The following is a 20,465-nucleotide window of genomic DNA, read 5'->3' as shown; positions in this document are numbered from 1 at the left end:
ACCTAAAGTTGAAAGTGTTCAGGTCAATCATCACCTGCTTCCTAACTAGGATAGCTAGACATAAAACAATGCATAAACACCAAATAAAAGTCTTTTCCCCTATCACAACACGGATACTGGTTCTGTCTACTGAGTTAATGATTCGAAAGCAAAAAACTGATCCATTAAAGCAACAAACACCATCACCAGAAACGTAGTTTGCCTAGGTGGCGACTAAAACAAACACCGTTAGAGGGAAATGTAACCAAATTGGTGAACCTTACTTTATAAGCTTGAAGTTTGTTCATTTCTAACTACTTTTTGACCCCAACTTAATTACTTTCAACCGCAACGCATTCGTAATCACACTGACCGAAGACATTGACATGGCAGCAGCAGCGAATATTGGCGATAAAAGTATGCCCGCAAACGGATACAAAATCCCTGCTGCAATTGGGATACCTGCAAAATTGTATACGAAAGCGAAAAACAGGTTTTGCCTAATATTACGCATAGTTGCAAGAGATAAGTGACGCGCCTCAACAATACCCATTAAATCACCTCGAAGCAGAGTTATACCAGCACTTTCCATGGCGACATCAGTCCCAGTACCCATAGCAATACCGACATCTGCAGTTGCTAGAGCCGGCGCATCGTTTACACCATCACCAGCCATAACCACAATTCTTCCTTCAGTTTTTAATCGCTGAACAATTTTGCTCTTGTTTTCTGGCAGAACTTCCGCCTCGACCTCATCAATATGCAGTTTACGAGCCACTGCTTCAGCTGAAGTTTTATTATCGCCCGTAAGCATAACCACTCGAATACCTTCATTTTGGAGAGATAAAATAGCCTCTTGCGTGGTTTCCTTGATAGGATCAGCAATGACAATCAACCCAGCAATTTTGCCATTAATAGCGGTAAAAATCACTGTCGCCCCTTCCATTCGAAACTGGTTAGCATCCCCCTCATAGGTCGCTGTATCAATACCTTCTGATTCCATCAGAATCCGGTTACCGACTAATACTTTTTGACCATCAATTTTGCCAGAAACCCCTTTACCGCTAGGTGAATCAAAATCTTGAGCATCTGACAGACTCAAATTCATAGCTTTGGCTTTATCTAGAATAGCGTGTGCCAATGGGTGCTCACTACCTATTTCTAAACTAGCAACAACCCGCATCAGTTCTTCCTTGTTGAATCCCTCTGCAGGAACAATTCTGGTGACCTGAGGTTTACCTTCCGTTAGCGTGCCCGTTTTGTCCACCACCACCGTATCTACCTGTTCAATACGCTCTAGGGCTTCTGCATCTCGGATCAATATACCGCTTTGAGCGCCACGTCCCACACCCACCATTATTGACATCGGTGTCGCTAACCCTAATGCACAGGGGCAGGCAATAATCAATACGCTCACCGCTGCGATCAGACCGAACGCCATGGCGGGGGATGGACCAACAAACGACCATACTATAAAGGCTATCACGGCAACCAAGATCACAATAGGAACAAACCAGCCAGCCACTTTATCAGCTAACCCCTGAATTGGAGCTCGACTGCGCTGGGCACTAGCCACCATTTGAACAATCTGAGACAACATAGTATCTCGACCAATCTTATCGGTACGCATGATAAAGCTACCTTGTTGATTGATACTGCCGCCAATGACCTGATCTCCTGTTTGCTTGTTTACAGCTAAAGGCTCACCGGTTACCAAGGACTCATCCACATAAGAGTGCCCCTCAAGCAATTCACCATCCAGCGGCACCTTATCCCCAGGGCGGACCCGCAGGCGATCTCCAACCTCAACTTGATCTAATGAAACTTCAGACTCACTGCCTTCATCATCGAGTTTTCTGGCGGTTGCGGGGGCCAAATCCATCAAGGCTTTTATCGCTCCAGAGGTTTTTTCACGCGCTCGTAACTCGAGCACCTGCCCAAGCAAAACCAATACGACAATGACTGCTGCTGCTTCGAAATATACCGAAACCGAACCATCTTTTTGCTGAAAAGCAACAGGGAAAACTTGAGGTGCTAACGTAGCCACAAGGCTGTATATCAAGGCGACCCCCGTACCCATTGCAATTAAGGTAAACATATTCAGGTTATGATTAACGATGGACTTCCAACCCCTGACAAAAAAAGGCCATCCAGCCCAAACGACCACTGGCGTGGCCAATACCAATTGAATCCAGTTAGACATTTGCGCAGGAAACCTCTCAGCCAACCCCGAAAAGTGACCGCCCATTTCAAGTATTAGCACTGGCAAGGTCAAAACTAAGCCAATCCAGAATCGACGGGTCATGTCTCTGAGCTCTTCGGAGGCTCCTTCTATTATATTGACTTCCTCTGGCTCCAAAGCCATTCCGCAAATAGGACAATCGCCTGGGCCTTCTTGACGAATTTCTGGATGCATCGGACAGGTATAAATCGTACCTGGCGCGACAGAGTTTTGAGTTTCTTGTTTGTCGCTAAGATAATGCTCTGGATGCTTGTTGAATTTGGATTTACACCCAGCAGAGCAAAAATACCATGTTTTACCCTCATACATACTTTGATGGTTAGCTGTATTCGGGTCTACTGACATGCCACATACCGGATCCTTAGCAGCCTGCCCTTCATGACTATCATGTTTGCAATGTTCGTGTTGATGCTCAGTCATGGTGCTCCCCTGCTTTATTTGTTGTCCAATCGGAAAATGCAATAAAGTAAATAAAAATAATGTTAACCAGGGGAATCCATATCAATACACTGACCCAACCTGGATAGCCTATCCGCTGGCAAATTCGCCAAAAGGGAATAATAATCACGGCAAAAACCACAAGCATCCACACCCCGTGCCCGCCAAAGAAAGTGTTGTTAAAAACAGTATCTATCATCATAATTTGTTACCTCGCTTTCAATAAAAGTTATTAATGATGGTGCGAATGAAGCTTCTGACCAGATCGCACGGTTGTTTTGATTCTTTTTCAGAAAAACCTGTTCAATAATCGCAATTATGACAGCTGAAGTTTTTGTTACACCTGGACAGTCCAACCATCTATTTAAACCCATCGCGCTCGAGCCAAGCATTGTAGATTTTATCTGACCAAAGACTTTGAAAATACGCAATTGCTGCTAGTTGTTCAGACTGACTTAGTTTCCCTTTAAACCCTGGCATTGTTCCTCCTAACGGAACCCCTCCGTTTTGTATTGTTCTTAAAAGGTTTGATAAAGAATGGTGCCATGCATGAGCTGTTCCGTTTAAAGGAGGAGCTGGATTACCGCCATCTGCTAAAATTTGCTTCCAGTCATCAACCTGCCCTTGAGCTTGCTTGCCATGGCAAACCGCACAATTTTGCATAAATACGTTTTGTCCTAATTTCACATGTTCGCTGGAATACCATCTTTCAGGAGGATCAACCTGTTCTACCTTCTTATTTGAGCATGCCATCAGTAGCAACAGTGGTGGAATAATTAGTAAAAATTTCATTTTCTTTTCCTATTTAAATAATCAGGCTTAAAAGTGAGCAAGCCCGATATAAACATCATTTAAAGTGTTCAATTAAAACCAAAATCTTAAGCCAGCCACAAGGCTTGCTTCAGATGAACTTCCACCTTCGGATTTAGTATAGTCGGCTGTTTTTCCATAACTTTGGTTAAACTTTAGGCCGATATAGGGCGCAAATTTTCGGGAGAACTCATAACGTAAACGCAAACCCAATTCAGTCGATGACACTCCAGACCCAATTGCCATAGATTCATCATCAGAGGCATACGCACTTAATTTTAGGCTTGGGGTTAATATCAACTTTTGGGTAAACAACGCTTCATATTCAGTATCGAGCCTAAAGCCCATATTTTTATCGTTTGCCAGTATGACTGCATTGGTTTCAAAGAAATAAGGGGCAAGCCCTTGTAAACCAATGACACCCCATGTTTTGCTTTCTTCAGGAGTCGTGTCATAACCTAGCCCCATTTGAATATCCCAAAATTTTTCAATGGGGCGACTGTAAAGAAGCTGATTTTCGGTTTCTGTTTGACCATGAACAATCTCCCCTTCTGTTTTAAGATAAAATTTATGCCAATCTTTGCCTACCCAGGCTATCGCGTCCCAAGAGACTGGGTTATTCGATTGATTACTGATTTCCATCTGATCCATTAATAAGTAAGTTAATAAAGGGTCTCTCTCTCCAGTTGCATAAACCTGTGAAGTAACCAGGATTGATGAGACAAAAATGGCCTTAAAATATTTTTTGACTGAATTTTTCATTTTATTTCTCCTAGAAATTGAGTTTGACTACCGGATTTGTACACGTCGAAACATTCCCAACATGTGATAAAGCATGTGGCAGTGATAAGCCCAGTCTCCTCGAGCATCCATGGTCACTCGATAACTTATTTTTGCACCTGGTTGTACAACGATGGTGTGTTTTCTAGGTATATGATTTTCATCTCCTGTTTCTAAATCACTCCATACTCCATGTAAATGCATGGGGTGATTCATCATAGTGTCATTAATAAAGGTAACGCGTATGCGCTCGCCGTAGTTAAACTTCAATGGTGGCGCTTCATCAAAAGGAATACCGTCAATAGACCACATATAACGCTCCATATTACCCGTTAAGTGCAATAACAATTCCTTAGTAGGCTTTGGGGCATGGCGAGTTGGATAAAGATTTTTTAAATCGGCATAGGTTAAAACCTTGCGCCCATTATTGCGTAGGCCAACACCCGGGTCGTCTAAACGATATTTTGCACCAGTAGCACGCATGTCGATTTGAGGGCCTTCTTTTTTAGGCACCTCAATAAGAGGCAGTTTTGGATTCATATCCATTGGAATTTGCATTTCATCCAAATTGACATTCATACTCGACATATTGCGAGCATGTTTTGAATGACTGTCATCCCTAACTTCCTGACCACGGTGATCCATGCCTCCCATTGACATGCGGCTAGACATAGCTTGATTGCTGTGATTCATTCCAGGCATTGAGTGATCCATCCCCATATCGGTCATACTTAAAATTGGTAATGGATCCATTGCTGGAGTAGCCGCTATTTTTGAGGCATCAGAAGTGATTGATCCGATTGCATAACCAGAACGGTCAATAGCTTGAGCATAAATTGCATATGATTGTTTATTGGTATCTGCTTCCACTATAACATCGTAAGTCTCTGCAACACCGATACGAAATTCATCTACCACAATCGGTTGGATTAGATTACCATCCGCTGCAACAACCGTCATTTTCAGTCCAGGGATACGAACATCAAAGAAAGTCATAGCAGAGCTGTTAATAACGCGTAACCGGACTTTTTTACCTGACTCAACCACTGCTCTCCAATGAGCATTTGGCGATAGACCATTCATTAAATATGTATAGGTTGCACCAGAAATATCTGACAAATCACGATCTGACATTTTCATATTGTTCCACATAGATCGATCTGACCATGCTTTTGAAAACCCTTTTTCTTTCACTTCGCTAAAAAAATCACTGACAGTTCTCTTGTTATAGTTGTAATAGCTCCCCATTTTTTTAAGATTAGCGTAAAGTTGCTCTGGATCTGTATCAGACCAATCTGATAATTGAATAACATGGTCATAATCGGCGTGAACATGCCTAGGTTCTTCTTTTTTCGGCAACACGACAATTGCCCCATACAGTCCCGTTTGCTCTTGAAAGGCAGAGTGACTGTGGTACCAATAAGTGCCACTTTGCATTAAAGTAAATCGATAGGTATAGGTTTCACCCGGCTTAATGCCATCAAAACTAAAACCTGGCACACCATCCATGTTGGAGGGCAAAACAATACCGTGCCAGTGAATTGAGCTATCGACAGACAGTTCATTTTTAACCCGCAACGTCACTGTTTCGCCTTCTCTCCAAACTAGGGTCGGCGCAGGTAATGAACCATTCACCAATGTTGCCATTTTGGGAGAGCCTGTCACATTGACCATTTTTTCTGAAATGGTTAAATCAAACTCGGTTCCTGACAATACAGGCTGTTTTGGATTATCGGTTCTGGAATCGTGAGAATGTGTATCCTTATATGCCAAAGCACTAGGTATATGTGAAGCAACTGCCGCTGCAATAGAGGTTAAAGCAAGTCCGCGTACAAATTGACGGCGGCTAATGGTTTTTTGTGTATTTTTAGTAGAATAAGTCATCTCTAACTCCTTAAAAAAATAATCAATAACGGGATTAATTTTTAAGGCGAAAGCGCTAAATCAACAGAATGGCTACTTTTTTCTAGAAAGAGGTAAGCTCAGCCAGCATCTATTTGAACGCTTTTCGCCCGAGTTAGATGGAAGGTGGCGGAGTTTCTGGCTGGGAATTAGAGTATTGAACTAGAATGGTTAGATTCGGTTTTAAAAAGCCTCCCACTAACACTTCTGTAATACTCATCTCTTTTTGTGGATAAAATGCAGTTGTTGCGTGAATAGAGCTACACATCAAGTCATGACAATTTGAATTCTGATCACATTCACTGCAATCTATCATCGAATGGATTTTAGAGTTTTGCCCTGCGCCATCAGATGAATGGATATTATTCTTGTCCATGACTTGGTGCATAAATTGCATTTTGATTTTGTCAGCTTGGTTTAAATTAGACATATCCATCCCCGCATACGCAGTTGTTGCGAAGCTTTGAAGAATAAAAATGACTAAAAATAAACGTTTTAACATTTAGGGCGCTTCCTAAGGTTTATTGCCGCTCTAGGTAACAGTAATACAATGAATGTATTTCATCTTACTCCATTAATGACAGCAAATGCAATGAATTATAAAAATAAAAATATTAAAATAAAAGCATTCCCAAGAAAAGAAGAAGGTGGTTATATTGATTCCCATTCTGGTCTAGCAGGGAAAACCGTTTATTCCTTAACGTATTAATAATCCATGGTTCTGCACGGTTAACAGTGCAGAGCCAATTTTTCAGACCTTAACATGGAGTATGACCAAAAACGGTTATTCATTCAACCACTCGCTATCTAATGGGGTTGCCAAAAGATCAGCATGAGCGGTATAAGGGTTAAGCCCCTCAAGAAGTTGTTCTTCTGAGTACGGTAGGTTAATCGCAATGGGAGGTGTTACTTTTTTAATCGTAAATCCATCCTCAAAGACCTCTACAGTTACTGGGGTATTTTCAAAAAAGTGTGGAATATCTTTCATAGGACCAGAAATCTTTAAGCCAAGCCCACTCCCCCATTTTTGAATTTTCGCGTCTATTTTTAAACTCATCACAATATCCTTGTTGAAGTATCGTCTTTTTACAAAATCTTTCAAAAACTAATGAAAATCAAAACGATAAATTGATTCTGATAATTCTATCACCAACCTCTGCTTTCTCATAAATACATCAATCACTACACCTGGATGCCCATCTGCGATTCTGAGTAAAACTCGAACCAACACCTGTTTATAGGTCGAGGACTTAAAATCATTAAGCAAGATATTCCTAATTATTAGGAAGGCACCTGAACCATCGTCAGGCAATTGCAAAACAGCAGTTTCCAACTGACTTCTGGACGGTTTAGTTGATCACTGTCAGTAATTGTTTCCGGTAAAGCCAAACCAAAATCATTGGATAATGCTTTTAGTTCCTCAATAGAAAGTCAGCGCATAACCCTTTTATCTGATGATCCCCCCTGTCGAAGCGTAATGACTAATTTACCGCCGGGCTTTAAAAGATTAGATAGTTTTCGAAAACCTCTTGTTCCGTCAGTTTTAGCAATCTTTGTTAACATTTTCTGTTAATAACTTTGGGGAAACATTAATAATTGCACTTAGAATTAATGAGTTAATAGAAGTGATGTTTTTTTAAGCAAAAAGCGCCCTTTCAGGCGCTCAATCATTTCTATTTTTGCAATACTCTTTACAACCTATTTACATAATGCGTCTTGTGGCCAGTCCTGATGCTTGAGAAGTTAAAGTACTGTGGTTTATCCGCAAAGGCCATGCGCCTTAAAGACCAGCTCGTACTGAGTTGATCTGCCGTTTTGATGATATTGCCTCCAACAAATTTACAATAGTGATCACTCGGATTCCAGGTCAATAAATATTGCAGTGTTTCAGCACCCTTCTGCCAGGTCATATTAAGTTGCACTAAAGCATTAGATAATACTAGCAGCGTTAATTTGTCATGATGAACCATGTGGCCTAGGTTCGTATGAACCTGAGTGCCCAATGTTAGGGTTTTTCCAATATCATGAAACAGTGCCGCAACAATGGTTACTTCTTTCTCATGTACAGAAAATTCATCAGGCAACAGTTTGATATTTTGAGCGGTAATCATTGCCGTTTCTAACGAGTGAATTAATAGCCCTCCTGGAAAGCTATGGTGATGATGTTTGCTTGCACCAATTGAAATGAATTTTCCCATCAAGTCTTGATCAAGCAAAATCTCAAGACAGAAAGATCTTAAGCTCTGAACCCGTAAATTTTCAATCAAGTTGATGAGTTGAATGACAGAATCGAAGTGATAGCTTTTTTGATAAAGCTTGCTTAGGTAATCTATTGTTAAACAGCTTTTAAATAACCGCCACTGTTCAACTTCTCCATAAATATTTTCTGATACCCATAAATACATGTATTCATCTGGTTTTAAGTCGATTGATTCTTGTTGATGCTTGATTGATGAATAAGTATCAAGACACACCGAAAATTCACGGGTAGAACCATCCGACTTAACTAAGCTAATGTAATTCACTTGTGGGGTTGGATAGCCCAAGGTCGAACTAAATAATCCCGTTCGTCCAAAATGAGTTTTTTCAGTGCGGCTTATTTGGATTTCATTATCATGATATGAAAGTGCATTTTCATAGGTTAAATCTTCCATTAAAAATCCTCCCGCATTAACTCAGTTCTTAAGTGATCGACTAGAACATTCATTACATCATCTTGGTTGATTGAAATATCTTGTAATTGATCAATCACCCAATAGCGCAAGGCATCTTCATTTCTGGTGCAATGACCATATCCAAGAATAAACGTTAAATAATCTCCCCCTTCAATATTGAATAAATAGGCTAAGTTATTAATCAACCGTTTGACCATTCTAGGGTCTTCAATGTCAGGTATATTCTGGTAATCAGGATAAATACCAGCAATGGAGTTCATGCTCGGGGTTGAGTTGCTTGAAAAACGATGAGAATAGTCATTAGAAAGTGGCATCATAATTCACCTCCTAGTTCAGACGATTCTGAGTTTAAGAGCTGACCCCAGAAACTTTCATCGTGAGATTCATCCAAACCAGAATCTATTTGATCTGCATACTTGTCTTGATATGGATTTGTATTTAGATCATCGTCAATACTATTAACCACTACCGAACCGGAAATGAGTTTCTCCATGGCAGAGCCATCTTTACGGGTTAAATTAGGTACATAACGCGCATATACCCGAAACAGCATCTCGGTTGTTGAGTGCCCCATTTGTTTTGCAATCCAGGCTGGATTTTCTCCAGCGCCTAACCATAGCGTGGCAGCCGTATGTCGAGTTTGATAAGGGTTTCGTCTTTCTAAACCCAGTTCTTTTAATAGCGGGTGCCAGATGCGCCTAGAAATGTTGTGATAATTGAAATGATCCCCACGAGAATTAACAAACACATAGTCCAAATGGCCACTGCGTTTGAATTGTTCTTGTAAGGCGGTAAAAACAGTGGATGACATTTCAATGTCTCTTTGCGAAAAATCATTTTTGGTATAGGTCTGTTTATTCTTAACCAGTGATTCTCGTACCTTGATTAGACGATTGTCGAAATCAACGTATTTCCACTTTAGACCATCAATTTCGCCAGTACGCATTCCGGTCAAAAACCGAACCGTATAGTAATATCGATACCAAGGATCCACACCATTAATGATTTTATTAACTTCTTCCAAGTTAAATGGATGAATATCAGGTTTATTGTTTCGTAACGCTTTTATTCCTTTGAAAGGCGTATTAAAATCAAACCTGTCAGCGGCTTCCCTAAGAATCATACGCATGAGATACATATGTCGATTGATATGTGAAGGTGACATCTTTTTACCATTTCGACCCGGTTCTTCCCCAAGACGTGCTCGAAATTGTAAAAGGTCAGCTTTGGTGATTTCGCTGACATCCATATCACCGAAAGTCTCCATTATTCGGCCATTTAAGATTTTAACAACGGTTTGATCGTAGCTGTCTCTCCAGCCAATCTTTACCTCTTCATACCAAATAGCGACGAACTCTGAAAACAACTGCCCTTTTCCAGCTTTACGCTTAGAAATGCGATCCATTTCCTCGAACTCTGCTACTCTTGGACTGTTTGGAAAGTATTTGCTATATACAAATGTTCCCAGTGCAATCTCAGCTTCAATTTTCCTTAGAACCTGAGCCAGTTTTTTCTGATTAGATGGCGTTGATGACAATAGAGTCAATTCACGACACCGCTTTTTTCTATAATAAAAATCGAAAAAAAGTTTTCCTTCTCTACTTCTAATACTAGCCATAACAGTAACCTCCATTGGCCATAGGAATTTCGAATGTATCGTGCACTTCCTTCATGTCCTTTTCAATATGCTCCCAAATAAACAAAAGTTTACGTTGGTGAAATGGACGAATATAATGCCGACCTTCGAATAAAACTTTATCAAGTAGAGTCTCACGAATAGTCCGAGGGTGATACTTGATACGAACGGCTAACTCCGTCGTTGTTAGATATGTTAAACTCATAATTCAAACCTCAATGTAGAAATATAAAGCGTCAAATGATAATTTATATTATCACTATGTACTATTTATATCACATTTAAAGCCAATGTCAACTTTTATGATAATAAATATTATCAATTTGGACTTCGATGATTAGATTTAAACTAAAAGAAATGATTGCTGAAAAAGAGTTCAGTGAGAAACGAAGAATTACCGTCAAGGAAATATCTGATAAAACCAATATCAACAGGATGACTTTATCAAAAATATTGAATCATCCTGGACATAGCACAACAACAGAAAATATTGACAGATTGTGTAAGTTTTTCGATTGTGAAGTAGAAGACCTAATGAAGTATATTAGAGAGGATATATAAGGGCGAAGATCAATTTAATGTAAATAGGCACAATTTGGGCACAATTTGGGCACGAAGCAATTATCTAATAGATACGAATACAATTTTTTGATTCTATAAAGGTGGTAGGAATTTATTGATTTGAAGTAGATCTTTGAGATAAATTACAAATGTATAGATGGAGTTAATAATTTGTAACTTATTGAAAAATGGGGCGAATGACGGGGATTGAACCCGCGACAACAGGAATCACAATCCTGGGCTCTACCAACTGAGCTACATCCGCCATGGTGTAATTAAATCTAAATTGTAATGGTACGCCCATCAGGACTCGAACCTGAAACCCTCGCCTTAGAAGGGCGATGCTCTATCCAGTTGAGCTATGGGCGCTCAGTCTTGCTGGGAGTTTGCGATTTAACTCGCAGTTTTTTTGAGTACTGTTTAGCCAATGCTTCACAACAATCAGAAAATTGGTCGGAGTAGAGGGATTTGAACCCCCGACCACCTGTACCCAAAACAGGTGCGCTACCAGGCTGCGCTATACTCCGAAAAGATGCGGCGTATTTTATAGATGAGAGCTATGGCTGTCAATCATTAAAAATGCAAATTATGAATTTATTTTTCAAATGGCTTAAATAGGATATTAATGATTCCTCGCCATGATTGTTGTATTATATCGACAATTCAAATCGTTACCTTTCTTTAGCTTTAGGATAATATCATGTCAGCACAAATTTTAGATGGTAAAGCCATCGCACTAGAATTAAGAGCGAATATTCAAGCAGAAGTCGAAAAGCAGGTTGCTCTCGGCAAAAAACCACCAGGCCTGGCCGTTATTTTGGTAGGCGAAGACCCTGCATCACAGATATATGTTCGTAATAAAAAGATTGCTTGTGAAAAAGCTGGGTTTAATGACGTATCAATGGTACTACCTGCTGAAACCACACAAGAAAAATTACTTTCAATCATTGACGAGTTAAATGCCCGTGAAGATGTACATGGCATTATTGTTCAATCGCCTGTTCCTAAACATATTGACTCTGAAGTGGTGATTGAACGCATAGACCCCAAAAAAGATGTCGATGGATTTCACCCTTACAATGTTGGACGCTTAGCAACCAGAATGCCAGCATTGGCACCTTGTACACCGCATGGCGTCATGACCATGTTGGCAAAAACAGGAATTGATTTGCGCGGACTCAATGCCGTTGTTGTCGGCGCATCAAACATTGTCGGAATGCCAATGACTCTAGAACTGCTCAATGCCCGTGCAACCGTCACGGTGTGTCACAGCGCAACGAAGGATCTGCCATCGAAAGTCGCTGAAGCTGACATACTGGTTGTTGGGGTTGGCATTGCTGAAATGGTCAAAGGCGACTGGGTCAAAGAAGGCGCAATTGTTGTTGATGTCGGCATGAATCGTCTTGAAAGCGGAAAATTGGTTGGAGATGTCGAGTTTGATATCGCTAAAGAAAAAGCGAGCTGGATTACCCCGGTTCCTGGTGGCGTTGGTCCCATGACCATCGCAACCTTGTTACAAAACACCTTACAGGCTGCTTACGGCGTTAAAGCTTAACAGTCAGATCCGCCGTTAAAACAACCAGGCCTGGTCAATTTTCTGACCGGGCTTTTTCATTTTTGGGTGTGTATCCACGACCTCCCTCCGCTCCTTCTCAAAATCTAAACTCAAAAACCAAGCCTCAGAATTAACTACTATTTTTATGGGTATTTTTTAGTGTTCTAATTTGGGATATCCCAAGCCAAATGACTTGAAAAAGCGTATAATGTGCCGATTATTTTTATAGCAAGAGTTTCGTCATGCCACAACCAAGAAAAATCGTCATTACCAGCGCCTTACCTTATGCCAATGGCCCTATTCATTTAGGCCATCTTGTTGAATATATTCAAACGGATATTTGGTCACGGTTTCAAAAAATGCGTGGCAATGAATGTTATTACGTTTGCGCCGATGATGCACATGGCACGCCGATTATGCTTCGTGCTCAAGCAGAGGGCATTACACCAGAGACGCTCATTGCTCGAATTTCAGAAGAACATCAGCAGGATTTTGCTAGGTTTAACATTGCTTTTGATCAATATCACAGCACCCACTCGACAGAAAACCATTATTTTGCAACGACCATTTATGAACGTTTAAAAGCCAAAAATCATATTTCTCGAAAAACCATCACCCAATTCTACGACCCTGAAAAGTCGATGTTTTTGCCAGACCGTTTTATCAAAGGTACCTGTCCAAAATGTAAGGCAACCGATCAATATGGTGATAACTGTGAAGCTTGTGGTGCGACTTATAGCCCTACGGATTTAATTGATCCTAAGTCTGTGGTTTCAGGTGCTACGCCAATTGAAAAAGAAACGGAACACCTGTTTTTTGAGCTTGCACACTTTGAAGATGAGTTGAAAACTTGGACACACAAAGGTCACTTACAAACTCAAATTGCCAATAAACTGGACGAATGGTTTGAATCAGGATTGCGTGCTTGGGATATTTCTAGAGATGCGCCCTACTTTGGGTTTGAAATTCCTGGCGAAAAAGATAAGTTTTTCTATGTTTGGCTAGACGCACCGATTGGGTATATGGCCAGTTTCAAAGCGTTGTGTGACCGTAAGGGCATGGACTTTGATCAATACTGGGGCAAAGATGCTGACACTGAGCTTTACCATTTTATCGGTAAAGACATTATCTATTTCCACGCGCTGTTCTGGCCGGCCATGCTTTCGGGTGCTGACTTTAAAACACCAAATGCCATTTTTTCACACGGCTTTTTAACCGTTGATGGCCAGAAGATGTCCAAGTCCCGTGGCACCTTTATTATGGCAAAAACCTATTTGGATCATCTTAACCCAGAATATTTACGCTACTACTTTGCAGCCAAATTGAATGGTCGGATTGATGATATTGACTTAAACCTAGAGGACTTTGCACAACGCGTCAATTCCGATTTAATTGGTAAAGTGGTTAATATCGCCAGCCGTTGTGCCGGATTTGTGGTGAAGAAATTTGATGGCAAACTATGTGAAACTTGGTCCCCTCTTGCGTTGGCACTTTATCAGTCCTTTATCGACAAGTCAGAGGACATTGCTGGACTCTATGAAAAACGCGAATATGCTCAAGCCATGCGTGAGATTATGGGCTTGGCTGACAAGGCGAATGAATATATTGATGACACTGCGCCTTGGGTATTGGCCAAAGACCCAGAACAGCAGGAAGCTTTGCACGAATCAGTCAGCTTAGGTATCAATCTATTCCGAGTACTAATCACTTATTTAGCGCCTGTTTTACCGACAACCTCAGCTAAATCAGCCGATTTTTTACAACTTTCTTCATTACAATGGCACGATATTGAACAGCCACTCGTCGGCCATACCATTACCAAATTCAAACCGTTAATGACTCGGATCGAACCAGAAAGTTTGACCAAAATGATGGACGCTTCCAAAACCGATATTGCTGCTCAAGCGCCTAAAGAAGGAAACCAGAATAATGAAGCGGAGGATTTGGATCCCATTTCAGATGAAATCGAATTTGACGACTTTGCCAAAATCGACCTGAGAATTGCTAAAATCGTCAACGCTGAATCCGTGCCAAAAGCCAATAAACTAATCAAATTAACCCTTGATATCGGTTTGGGTGAGCGTCAAGTGTTTGCTGGCATTAAGTCCGCTTACGACCCAAGTGAGTTGATTGGTAAGCATACCGTGATGGTTGCCAACCTAAAACCTCGAAAAATGCGTTTCGGCCTTTCAGAAGGAATGGTTTTAGCCGCAGGACCGGGTGGAAAAGATTTATTTTTACTCAACCCCGACGACGGTGCTACACCTGGGATGCGTGTCAAATAACAGAAGAGCTTTATCATTTACATGACAGATTACATTCTCATTATTATCAGTACGGTATTGGTCAATAACTTTGTTTTGGTCAAGTTTTTAGGACTCTGCCCCTTTATGGGCGTATCCAAAAAAACCGATGCCGCACTGGGAATGGGATTGGCAACCACTTTTGTTATGACACTGTCTTCTATTCTCAGCTACTTAATTCATACCTACCTGTTGGTACCATTTGGTTTGGAGTTTTTACAAACCATCGGTTTTATTCTCGCCATTGCCGCCATTGTTGGATTTACTGAAATGGCCATTCACAAAACCAGCCCGGTACTCTATCAAGTTTTAGGAATCTATATTCCATTGATTACCACCAATTGTGCTGTTTTAGGGGTTGCCTTATTAAATGTCGGTGAAAAACACAATTTAGTGGAATCTGCATTTTATGGCTTTGGGGCTGCCGTTGGCTTTACATTAGTAATGGTGTTGTTTTCATCCATTCGTGAACGCTTGGCGTATGCAGATGTGCCAAAACCCTTTCAAGGGGCTCCTATCGCACTGATCACCGCTGGGTTGATGTCTATCGCATTTATGGGATTTGGTGGCCTAGTTAAATGATTGCAGCTTTAATTATTTTTCTAGTGATGGCCATCCTCTTTGGATTACTGCAGGGATATGCTTCTGTTCGCTTTAAAGTTGAAGGCAACCCGTTGGCCGAACAAATCAACCAACTGTTGCCTCAAACCCAGTGTGGTCAATGTGGCTTTCCGGGTTGTAAGCCTTATGCTGAAGCTTTAGCCGAAGGCGAATCTGAGGTGAATTTATGCATTCCAGGTGGCCATAAAACCATGATTGAAATTGCTGAAATCACCCATCGTGAACCTAAAGAGATGGCAGAAACTGCCCCGACGAGTCAGCAAAAATTAGTGGCCAAAATTGACGAATCGATTTGTATCGGTTGCGTCCATTGCATTAAGGTGTGCCCTGTAGATGCCATACTTGGTGCGACCAAAAAAATGCATACGGTCATTGAACAGGAATGCACAGGCTGTGAACTTTGTGTGCCGGTCTGCCCTGTCGATTGCGTTGAAATGGTTGCCGAGCCGGTTACCTTACATAATTGGTCTTGGCCAGAGCCATCACAACAGACTCGGGGCCGATTAAATCGTTATGATTCAACTGAAAATGCGCACCTTTTGCTCAATAAATCAACCAAGGGAGAAAGCTAATGCAAGTGCTGTCATCCCTGAAGGTAGCATTTATAAAATGGGTTTCACGCCTCTACCCGATGGCGAAACGAAACCTATATCAATTTCACGGTGGAATCTTCCCGCAATATCATAAAGAGCTCTCTTTATCGCACCCGCTTAAGAGAGGCATTATCCCTAAAACACTGGTACTGCCATTACGTCAACATCTTGGCATTCGGACTGAGGCCAAAGTGAAGGTCGGTGACCGAGTTTTAAAAAACCAATGCATTGCAGACACTGAAAAAGGTTTATCAGCGCCGATTCATGCACCTACATCGGGAACCGTTGTCGCCATAGAACCGAGATACAAGCCTCACCCATCAGGACTTAAAAAACTGTCGATTATTATTGAAACAGATGGCTTAGATGAGTCAATTGAAAATGTGCTAGCGGTTGATGGTGCCCACCCTGATTCTCCGGTTGCACTCAAAGAAATCGTTCATCAGGCGGGCATTGTTGGAATGGGTGGCGCCGGTTTTCCCACTTTTGCAAAACTGCCGGAAAAACGTAATACCGTAAAAGCCCTGTTAGTCAATGGTGCAGAATGCGAACCCTTCATCACCTGTGATGATATGCTGATGCAAACCCATGCTGATGAAATCGTGAAAGGTGCCCAAATTGTGGGCCATGCCTTGGGAGTTGAACAAATCATCTGCGGCATTGAAGACAATAAACAAAAAGCCATCCAATCTTTTAGCAAGGCTTGTGCAGACACAGAAATTCAAGTCCACCCGGTGATGACGGTCTATCCAATGGGTGGGCAGACCCAGTTAATTCAAGAATTATTGGGCATTGAAGTGCCAAGTGAACATCATGCCATTGATGTTGGCGTGTTAATGATGAACGTTGCAACACTTAGAGCAATTTATCATGCCGTCACTTTCGGCAACCCTTTAATTTCTCGGTTTGTCACGATTTCAGGCTTAGGGCTCGAAGAACCTTTTAATGCCGAAGCCCTGCTGGGAACCTCTTTCCTCGAGTTAGCAGAAATGGCTAAACCGAAACAGCCCATTGACTACCCACTCGTTCAAGGCGGACCTTTGATGGGGACAGCATTACACCATAATAATGTCCCCATCATTAAAACCACCAATTGTGTACTGGCAAATCCGCCTAAACCTGTCGAAACAGTCATGCCCTGTATACGCTGTGGTGAGTGTATGGATGCTTGTCCGATTAATTTATTACCGCAACAACTCTACTGGCATAGCCGTAACCATGAATTCGACCAGGTAGAAAAATTAAAAGTTTTCGATTGTATTGAATGTGGTTGCTGTAGTTTTGTCTGCCCTAGTCATATTCCACTCGTTCAATATTATCGTCATGCAAAATCAACCATTAAAGACATCCGACAAAAAGAAGCGATGGCGGAATTGGCACAAAAACGCCATGAATTTAAACTAGACCGGATTGCACGAGAAAAAGCCGAACGGGAGGCAAGAATCAAGGCTAAAAAAGCAGCTGTTAAACAAAAAACTGCACAAAAACCACAAGCTAAAAGCTCTGCTGCAGCCGCCGCTGCGGCAAAGGCGGCAGCTTTAAAAGCGAAAAAACCGTCAGCCACTACCGAAGGCCAACCAGTCTTATCAGCAAGAGACAAAGCCATTGCGGCTGCTAAAAAACGAACCCAGAAGGCAAAACCTTCGACCGGAACGGAGTCAAAAGCCCCTTCTGATAAACAGCCTGATGCTCGACAAAAAGCAATGGAAGCCGCTCGCCAAAGACGCAATCAAGCCAAAACTGCTGAGGATTCAACCGATAAAGCAGCTCCAAAAGATTCTAAATCGGCTCAAGCCGCGGCAAAACGTGCAGCAGCAGTAGCCGCTGCAAAGAAAAGAGCTAAGAAGACAACTGAAAAACAGGAGTCGAATGATGATACCTAACCAATCGCATCAGACCGGGATGACTTGTGCTCTATTATTAGGAATTCACCAATGATGGCTCCCATTTCTTCACCCTTTACCCATAACAATAATAGTGTCCGCAAAGTGATGCTAAATGTGCAGTTAGCTGCATTGCCTGCGCTCTTTACCCACATTTATTTCTTTGGATTTGGCATTACGATTCAATGGACTTTGGCGATGTTCACTTTGATTGCGGTTGAGACCCTTATGTTAAAGCTTCGGAGCCGTCCTGTTTGGCCTTACTTAACCGATTTTAGTGGCCTTATTACCGTCACAGGACTGGTGTTTTGTATTCCGCCAGAGGCACCTTGGTGGATAATTGTCACAGGGATTACTTTTGCCATTATTTTTGGCAAGCATCTTTATGGTGGACTGGGCTACAACCCTTTTAATCCGGCGATGCTAGGCTTTGCATTTTTATTAATTTCATTCCCGTATGAAATGACGCAATGGACATTGCCAACTCAGGTTTCAGGGCATTTTTTATCTTTTATGGATTCCTTCAATTTAATTTTTACGGGGCATATTCATACCATCCCACTAGACCAAATCACGGGTGCAACCCCATTAGATGAAGTCAAAACCGCATTATCGACTGGCGTCCCTGTACCGGTCACTTTGGAAGGTGAAAGCTTCAATCGATTTAGAATTCCCTATGGTTGGGCGGCCGTCAATATTGCTTTCTTTATTGGCGGTATTTGGATGTTAATGAGCCGAAGTATTCGTTGGCAATACCCTGCGGGCTTTCTCATTACCATGATTATTTTATCTGCGACATTTAATTGGTTCGACCCAGAAAACTATGCACCGGTTCGATTTCATTTACTCACTGGTGGATTAATGTTAGCGGCTTTTTTCATTATCACCGACCCAGTGACCTCCAGTACAACGCCGTTGGGACGTTTTATCTATGCCTCTGGCATTGCAGTGCTGGTCTACGTTATCCGTAATTGGGGAGGCTTTCCGGAAGGCATTGCCTTTGCCGTACTCATTATGAATATGTTTGTGCCCTTTATCGACCAATATACCCAGCCCAGAGTGGTTGGCTATCGGAAATAACTATGGATCAACATAACGCCGAAACCCAGTCAAAAAACACCAGGCCTGGTGATCTTTTACGTCAAAAGATGTTGCAATCTGCTTTTTACCTAGCGCTATTTACCTTGGCAGGCATTAGTTTTTTATTAATGACGCAATACATTACCGCTGAACCGATTAAAAAAGCGGAAAAACAAGTGCTCTTAAAAACTATTGACCAAATTCTACCTAAGACTCAATATAACAATGACCTCTTTACCGATACCATTTCAGTGACTGATTCAGAGCACTTAGGTACGGATGAACCGGTGACCATTTACCGCGCTAGACTGAATCAAAAGCCGGTGGCGGTTATTATGAAAGTGATTGCAACCGAGGGTTATAGTGGCAAAATTCATATCATTACCGGAATATATCAAGATGGCACGCTTGCCGGTGTTCGGGTATTGAAACATCGTGAAACCCCTGGATTAGGAGATAAAGTAGACATTCGTAAAACGGACTGGGTACTAGGATTTAATGGTGAAAAGTTGCGCCCAGACCAGCAGTATTATTGGCTCGTTAAAAAAGATGGTGGCCATTTTGATCAATTTACCGGGGCCACCATCACGCCAAGAGCGATTGTCAAAGCTGTCAAAAATGCACTCCACTTTGTTCAACAACAAGGAGATCGACTATATGAGTCAGCCCAACCACCAGAATGACCGTTTTAGCTTGTCTAATAAACTTAATCAGTACCAGCAAATTGCTAAAAATGGTATTTGGGACAACAACCAAGCATTGGTTGCATTGCTTGGGCTCTGTCCATTACTTGCGGTGACGAATAACACTGTTAATGGTTTAGGGCTGGGGTTGGCAACCATGGCGGTATTATTAACGTCAAACTTTCTGGTATCACTGGTGCGCAATCATGTGGCGGCTGAAATTCGAATTCCGGTATTTATTGCCATTATTGCCTCGGCGGTCACCGCCATTGATTTATGGATGGAAGCTTATTTACACACATTACATGGCATTCTCGGCATTTTCATCCCATTAATTGTTACCAACTGTGCAATTCTAGGTCGGGCAGAAGCTTTTGCTTCTAAGAATTCCATTGATAAATCTTTAGTGGATGCATTTTTTATTGGCTTAGGGTTTACCATCGTTTTAGTGGTTTTAGGCAGTTTTCGTGAACTCATTGGCAACGGCACACTATTCGCCCAAATGGATTTATTATTTGGTGAAACGGCTCGTTCATTAAAAATGAGTTTACCGGATGATTACCACCCGATTTTGATGGCAATTTTACCGCCTGGTGCCTTTATTGGCTTAGGACTGTTGGTCGCACTCAAAAATACCTTTGAGCAACGCCAATCTGAGCTGAATAAACAACTCCCCAACATTACAGAAGTTTCTGCTGAAATTAAATCAACATCGTCCCCTTAA

General features: G+C 41.6%; 21 protein-coding genes and 3 tRNA genes. 10 read left to right on the top strand and 14 right to left on the bottom strand.

Going from position 1 to position 20,465, the window contains the following annotated elements:
• Positions 1-289: 289 nt before the first annotated feature.
• The 6 genes from CYQ88_RS03340 to CYQ88_RS03315 form a co-directional block, all read right to left on the bottom strand.
• Positions 290-2,641, bottom strand: coding sequence for a heavy metal translocating P-type ATPase (locus CYQ88_RS03340; RefSeq protein WP_101839930.1), 2,352 nt, complete (start codon positions 2,639-2,641; stop codon positions 290-292).
• Positions 2,634-2,861, bottom strand: a complete 228-nt coding sequence (locus CYQ88_RS03335; protein WP_101839929.1) for a hypothetical protein — start codon at positions 2,859-2,861, stop codon at positions 2,634-2,636. The genes CYQ88_RS03340 and CYQ88_RS03335 overlap by 8 nt, the downstream gene beginning before the upstream one ends.
• Before the next feature lie 158 nt (positions 2,862-3,019).
• The gene (locus tag CYQ88_RS03330; protein WP_101839928.1) at positions 3,020-3,451 is read right to left on the bottom strand and encodes a c-type cytochrome; all 432 of its coding nucleotides are present in this window, start codon (positions 3,449-3,451) and stop codon (positions 3,020-3,022) included.
• 72 nt (positions 3,452-3,523) lie between these two features.
• A complete protein-coding gene (locus tag CYQ88_RS03325; RefSeq protein ID WP_101839927.1) occupies positions 3,524-4,231 on the bottom strand; it encodes a copper resistance protein B in 708 nt (235 codons plus the stop codon).
• Positions 4,232-4,258: 27 nt separating this feature from the next.
• Positions 4,259-6,133 (bottom strand): copper resistance system multicopper oxidase, encoded by a 1,875-nt coding sequence (locus tag CYQ88_RS03320; protein ID WP_101839926.1) that lies wholly within the window; start codon positions 6,131-6,133, stop codon positions 4,259-4,261.
• 133 nt (positions 6,134-6,266) lie between these two features.
• Complete coding sequence (locus tag CYQ88_RS03315) at positions 6,267-6,653, bottom strand: hypothetical protein (protein WP_101839925.1); 387 nt, start codon at positions 6,651-6,653, stop codon at positions 6,267-6,269.
• 48 nt (positions 6,654-6,701) lie between these two features.
• On the opposite strand from CYQ88_RS03315, the gene CYQ88_RS11495 reads away from it, so the two are divergent.
• Positions 6,702-6,860, top strand: a complete 159-nt coding sequence (locus tag CYQ88_RS11495) for a hypothetical protein (RefSeq protein ID WP_158235999.1) — start codon at positions 6,702-6,704, stop codon at positions 6,858-6,860.
• Positions 6,861-6,935: 75 nt separating this feature from the next.
• Here the strand turns inward: CYQ88_RS11495 and CYQ88_RS03310 are convergent, their stop codons facing one another.
• From CYQ88_RS03310 to CYQ88_RS03295, 5 genes are all read right to left on the bottom strand, one after another.
• Positions 6,936-7,208 (bottom strand): transcriptional regulator, encoded by a 273-nt coding sequence (locus CYQ88_RS03310; protein ID WP_101839924.1) that lies wholly within the window; start codon positions 7,206-7,208, stop codon positions 6,936-6,938.
• 48 nt (positions 7,209-7,256) lie between these two features.
• A complete protein-coding gene (locus tag CYQ88_RS11490) occupies positions 7,257-7,418 on the bottom strand; it encodes a hypothetical protein (RefSeq protein WP_158235998.1) in 162 nt (53 codons plus the stop codon).
• A 424-nt stretch (positions 7,419-7,842) separates the two neighbouring features.
• Positions 7,843-8,805, bottom strand: coding sequence for a TraI domain-containing protein (locus tag CYQ88_RS03305; protein ID WP_101839923.1), 963 nt, complete (start codon positions 8,803-8,805; stop codon positions 7,843-7,845).
• The gene (locus CYQ88_RS03300) at positions 8,805-9,143 is read right to left on the bottom strand and encodes a hypothetical protein (protein ID WP_101839922.1); all 339 of its coding nucleotides are present in this window, start codon (positions 9,141-9,143) and stop codon (positions 8,805-8,807) included. The genes CYQ88_RS03305 and CYQ88_RS03300 overlap by 1 nt, the downstream gene beginning before the upstream one ends.
• Entirely contained in the window at positions 9,140-10,444 is a 1,305-nt protein-coding gene (locus CYQ88_RS03295; protein WP_101839921.1) for a site-specific integrase, read from the bottom strand. Before CYQ88_RS03295 ends, CYQ88_RS03300 begins: the two co-directional genes overlap by 4 nt.
• 351 nt (positions 10,445-10,795) lie before the next feature.
• On the opposite strand from CYQ88_RS03295, the gene CYQ88_RS11700 reads away from it, so the two are divergent.
• On the top strand, positions 10,796-11,023 hold the full coding sequence (locus CYQ88_RS11700; RefSeq protein ID WP_101839919.1) for a helix-turn-helix transcriptional regulator: 228 nt from the start codon (positions 10,796-10,798) through the stop codon (positions 11,021-11,023).
• Positions 11,024-11,212: 189 nt separating this feature from the next.
• On the opposite strand, the gene CYQ88_RS03280 is transcribed toward CYQ88_RS11700, so the two are convergent.
• The 3 genes from CYQ88_RS03280 to CYQ88_RS03270 form a co-directional block, all read right to left on the bottom strand.
• Positions 11,213-11,288 (bottom strand) — tRNA-His (locus CYQ88_RS03280).
• A 27-nt stretch (positions 11,289-11,315) separates the two neighbouring features.
• Positions 11,316-11,392, bottom strand: a tRNA-Arg gene (locus CYQ88_RS03275).
• 81 nt (positions 11,393-11,473) lie between these two features.
• A tRNA-Pro gene (locus CYQ88_RS03270) sits at positions 11,474-11,550 on the bottom strand.
• A 173-nt stretch (positions 11,551-11,723) separates the two neighbouring features.
• On the opposite strand from CYQ88_RS03270, the gene folD reads away from it, so the two are divergent.
• The 8 genes from folD to CYQ88_RS03230 all read left to right on the top strand — a co-directional run bounded on the left by folD (position 11,724) and on the right by CYQ88_RS03230 (position 20,465).
• Positions 11,724-12,578: a bifunctional methylenetetrahydrofolate dehydrogenase/methenyltetrahydrofolate cyclohydrolase FolD gene (gene folD, locus CYQ88_RS03265; RefSeq protein ID WP_101839918.1), complete on the top strand. Its 855-nt coding sequence runs from the start codon at positions 11,724-11,726 to the stop codon at positions 12,576-12,578.
• Between the two features lie 242 nt (positions 12,579-12,820).
• On the top strand, positions 12,821-14,863 hold the full coding sequence (gene metG, locus CYQ88_RS03260; RefSeq protein ID WP_101839917.1) for a methionine--tRNA ligase: 2,043 nt from the start codon (positions 12,821-12,823) through the stop codon (positions 14,861-14,863).
• A gap of 21 nt (positions 14,864-14,884) precedes the next feature.
• Positions 14,885-15,463: an electron transport complex subunit RsxA gene (rsxA, locus tag CYQ88_RS03255; RefSeq protein WP_101839916.1), complete on the top strand. Its 579-nt coding sequence runs from the start codon at positions 14,885-14,887 to the stop codon at positions 15,461-15,463.
• Positions 15,460-16,074 carry an electron transport complex subunit RsxB gene (gene rsxB / locus CYQ88_RS03250; protein WP_101839915.1) on the top strand — a complete coding sequence of 205 codons (615 nt, stop codon included), beginning with the start codon at positions 15,460-15,462 and terminating at the stop codon, positions 16,072-16,074. Before rsxA ends, rsxB begins: the two co-directional genes overlap by 4 nt.
• Positions 16,074-17,978: an electron transport complex subunit RsxC gene (gene rsxC / locus CYQ88_RS03245; protein ID WP_199170153.1), complete on the top strand. Its 1,905-nt coding sequence runs from the start codon at positions 16,074-16,076 to the stop codon at positions 17,976-17,978. The genes rsxB and rsxC overlap by 1 nt, the downstream gene beginning before the upstream one ends.
• A 51-nt stretch (positions 17,979-18,029) precedes the next feature.
• Positions 18,030-19,058: an RnfABCDGE type electron transport complex subunit D gene (locus tag CYQ88_RS03240; RefSeq protein WP_233188797.1), complete on the top strand. Its 1,029-nt coding sequence runs from the start codon at positions 18,030-18,032 to the stop codon at positions 19,056-19,058.
• Between the two features lie 2 nt (positions 19,059-19,060).
• On the top strand, positions 19,061-19,741 hold the full coding sequence (gene rsxG, locus CYQ88_RS03235) for an electron transport complex subunit RsxG (RefSeq protein ID WP_101839914.1): 681 nt from the start codon (positions 19,061-19,063) through the stop codon (positions 19,739-19,741).
• Positions 19,716-20,465: an electron transport complex subunit E gene (locus tag CYQ88_RS03230; RefSeq protein WP_101839913.1), complete on the top strand. Its 750-nt coding sequence runs from the start codon at positions 19,716-19,718 to the stop codon at positions 20,463-20,465. Before rsxG ends, CYQ88_RS03230 begins: the two co-directional genes overlap by 26 nt.

The organism is Hydrogenovibrio sp. SC-1 (genome assembly GCF_002848135.1).
In the GTDB taxonomy this organism is placed as follows: domain Bacteria; phylum Pseudomonadota; class Gammaproteobacteria; order Thiomicrospirales; family Thiomicrospiraceae; genus Hydrogenovibrio.
Note: the sequence above shows the minus strand (reverse complement) of the source record. Positions and strands in the feature narration are given on the sequence as shown.

Bases quoted from the DNA above. Each gene is read 5' to 3' on its own strand.
- rsxB (WP_101839915.1), top strand. From the start codon at position 15,460: ATGATTGCAGCTTTAATTATTTTTCTAGTGATGGCCATCCTCTTTGGA.
- CYQ88_RS03330 (WP_101839928.1), bottom strand. From the start codon at position 3,451: ATGAAATTTTTACTAATTATTCCACCACTGTTGCTACTGATGGCATGC.
- CYQ88_RS11700 (WP_101839919.1), top strand. From the start codon at position 10,796: ATGATTAGATTTAAACTAAAAGAAATGATTGCTGAAAAAGAGTTCAGT.
- CYQ88_RS03240 (WP_233188797.1), top strand. From the start codon at position 18,030: ATGATGGCTCCCATTTCTTCACCCTTTACCCATAACAATAATAGTGTC.
- CYQ88_RS03335 (WP_101839929.1), bottom strand. From the start codon at position 2,861: ATGATGATAGATACTGTTTTTAACAACACTTTCTTTGGCGGGCACGGG.
- CYQ88_RS03315 (WP_101839925.1), bottom strand. From the start codon at position 6,653: ATGTTAAAACGTTTATTTTTAGTCATTTTTATTCTTCAAAGCTTCGCA.
- folD (WP_101839918.1), top strand. From the start codon at position 11,724: ATGTCAGCACAAATTTTAGATGGTAAAGCCATCGCACTAGAATTAAGA.
- CYQ88_RS03230 (WP_101839913.1), top strand. From the start codon at position 19,716: ATGAGTCAGCCCAACCACCAGAATGACCGTTTTAGCTTGTCTAATAAA.
- metG (WP_101839917.1), top strand. From the start codon at position 12,821: ATGCCACAACCAAGAAAAATCGTCATTACCAGCGCCTTACCTTATGCC.
- CYQ88_RS03340 (WP_101839930.1), bottom strand. From the start codon at position 2,641: ATGACTGAGCATCAACACGAACATTGCAAACATGATAGTCATGAAGGG.
- CYQ88_RS11495 (WP_158235999.1), top strand. From the start codon at position 6,702: ATGAATGTATTTCATCTTACTCCATTAATGACAGCAAATGCAATGAAT.
- CYQ88_RS03320 (WP_101839926.1), bottom strand. From the start codon at position 6,133: ATGACTTATTCTACTAAAAATACACAAAAAACCATTAGCCGCCGTCAA.
- CYQ88_RS03300 (WP_101839922.1), bottom strand. From the start codon at position 9,143: ATGATGCCACTTTCTAATGACTATTCTCATCGTTTTTCAAGCAACTCA.
- rsxA (WP_101839916.1), top strand. From the start codon at position 14,885: ATGACAGATTACATTCTCATTATTATCAGTACGGTATTGGTCAATAAC.
- CYQ88_RS03295 (WP_101839921.1), bottom strand. From the start codon at position 10,444: ATGGCTAGTATTAGAAGTAGAGAAGGAAAACTTTTTTTCGATTTTTAT.
- CYQ88_RS03305 (WP_101839923.1), bottom strand. From the start codon at position 8,805: ATGGAAGATTTAACCTATGAAAATGCACTTTCATATCATGATAATGAA.
- rsxG (WP_101839914.1), top strand. From the start codon at position 19,061: ATGGATCAACATAACGCCGAAACCCAGTCAAAAAACACCAGGCCTGGT.
- CYQ88_RS03325 (WP_101839927.1), bottom strand. From the start codon at position 4,231: ATGAAAAATTCAGTCAAAAAATATTTTAAGGCCATTTTTGTCTCATCA.
- rsxC (WP_199170153.1), top strand. From the start codon at position 16,074: ATGCAAGTGCTGTCATCCCTGAAGGTAGCATTTATAAAATGGGTTTCA.
- CYQ88_RS03310 (WP_101839924.1), bottom strand. From the start codon at position 7,208: ATGAGTTTAAAAATAGACGCGAAAATTCAAAAATGGGGGAGTGGGCTT.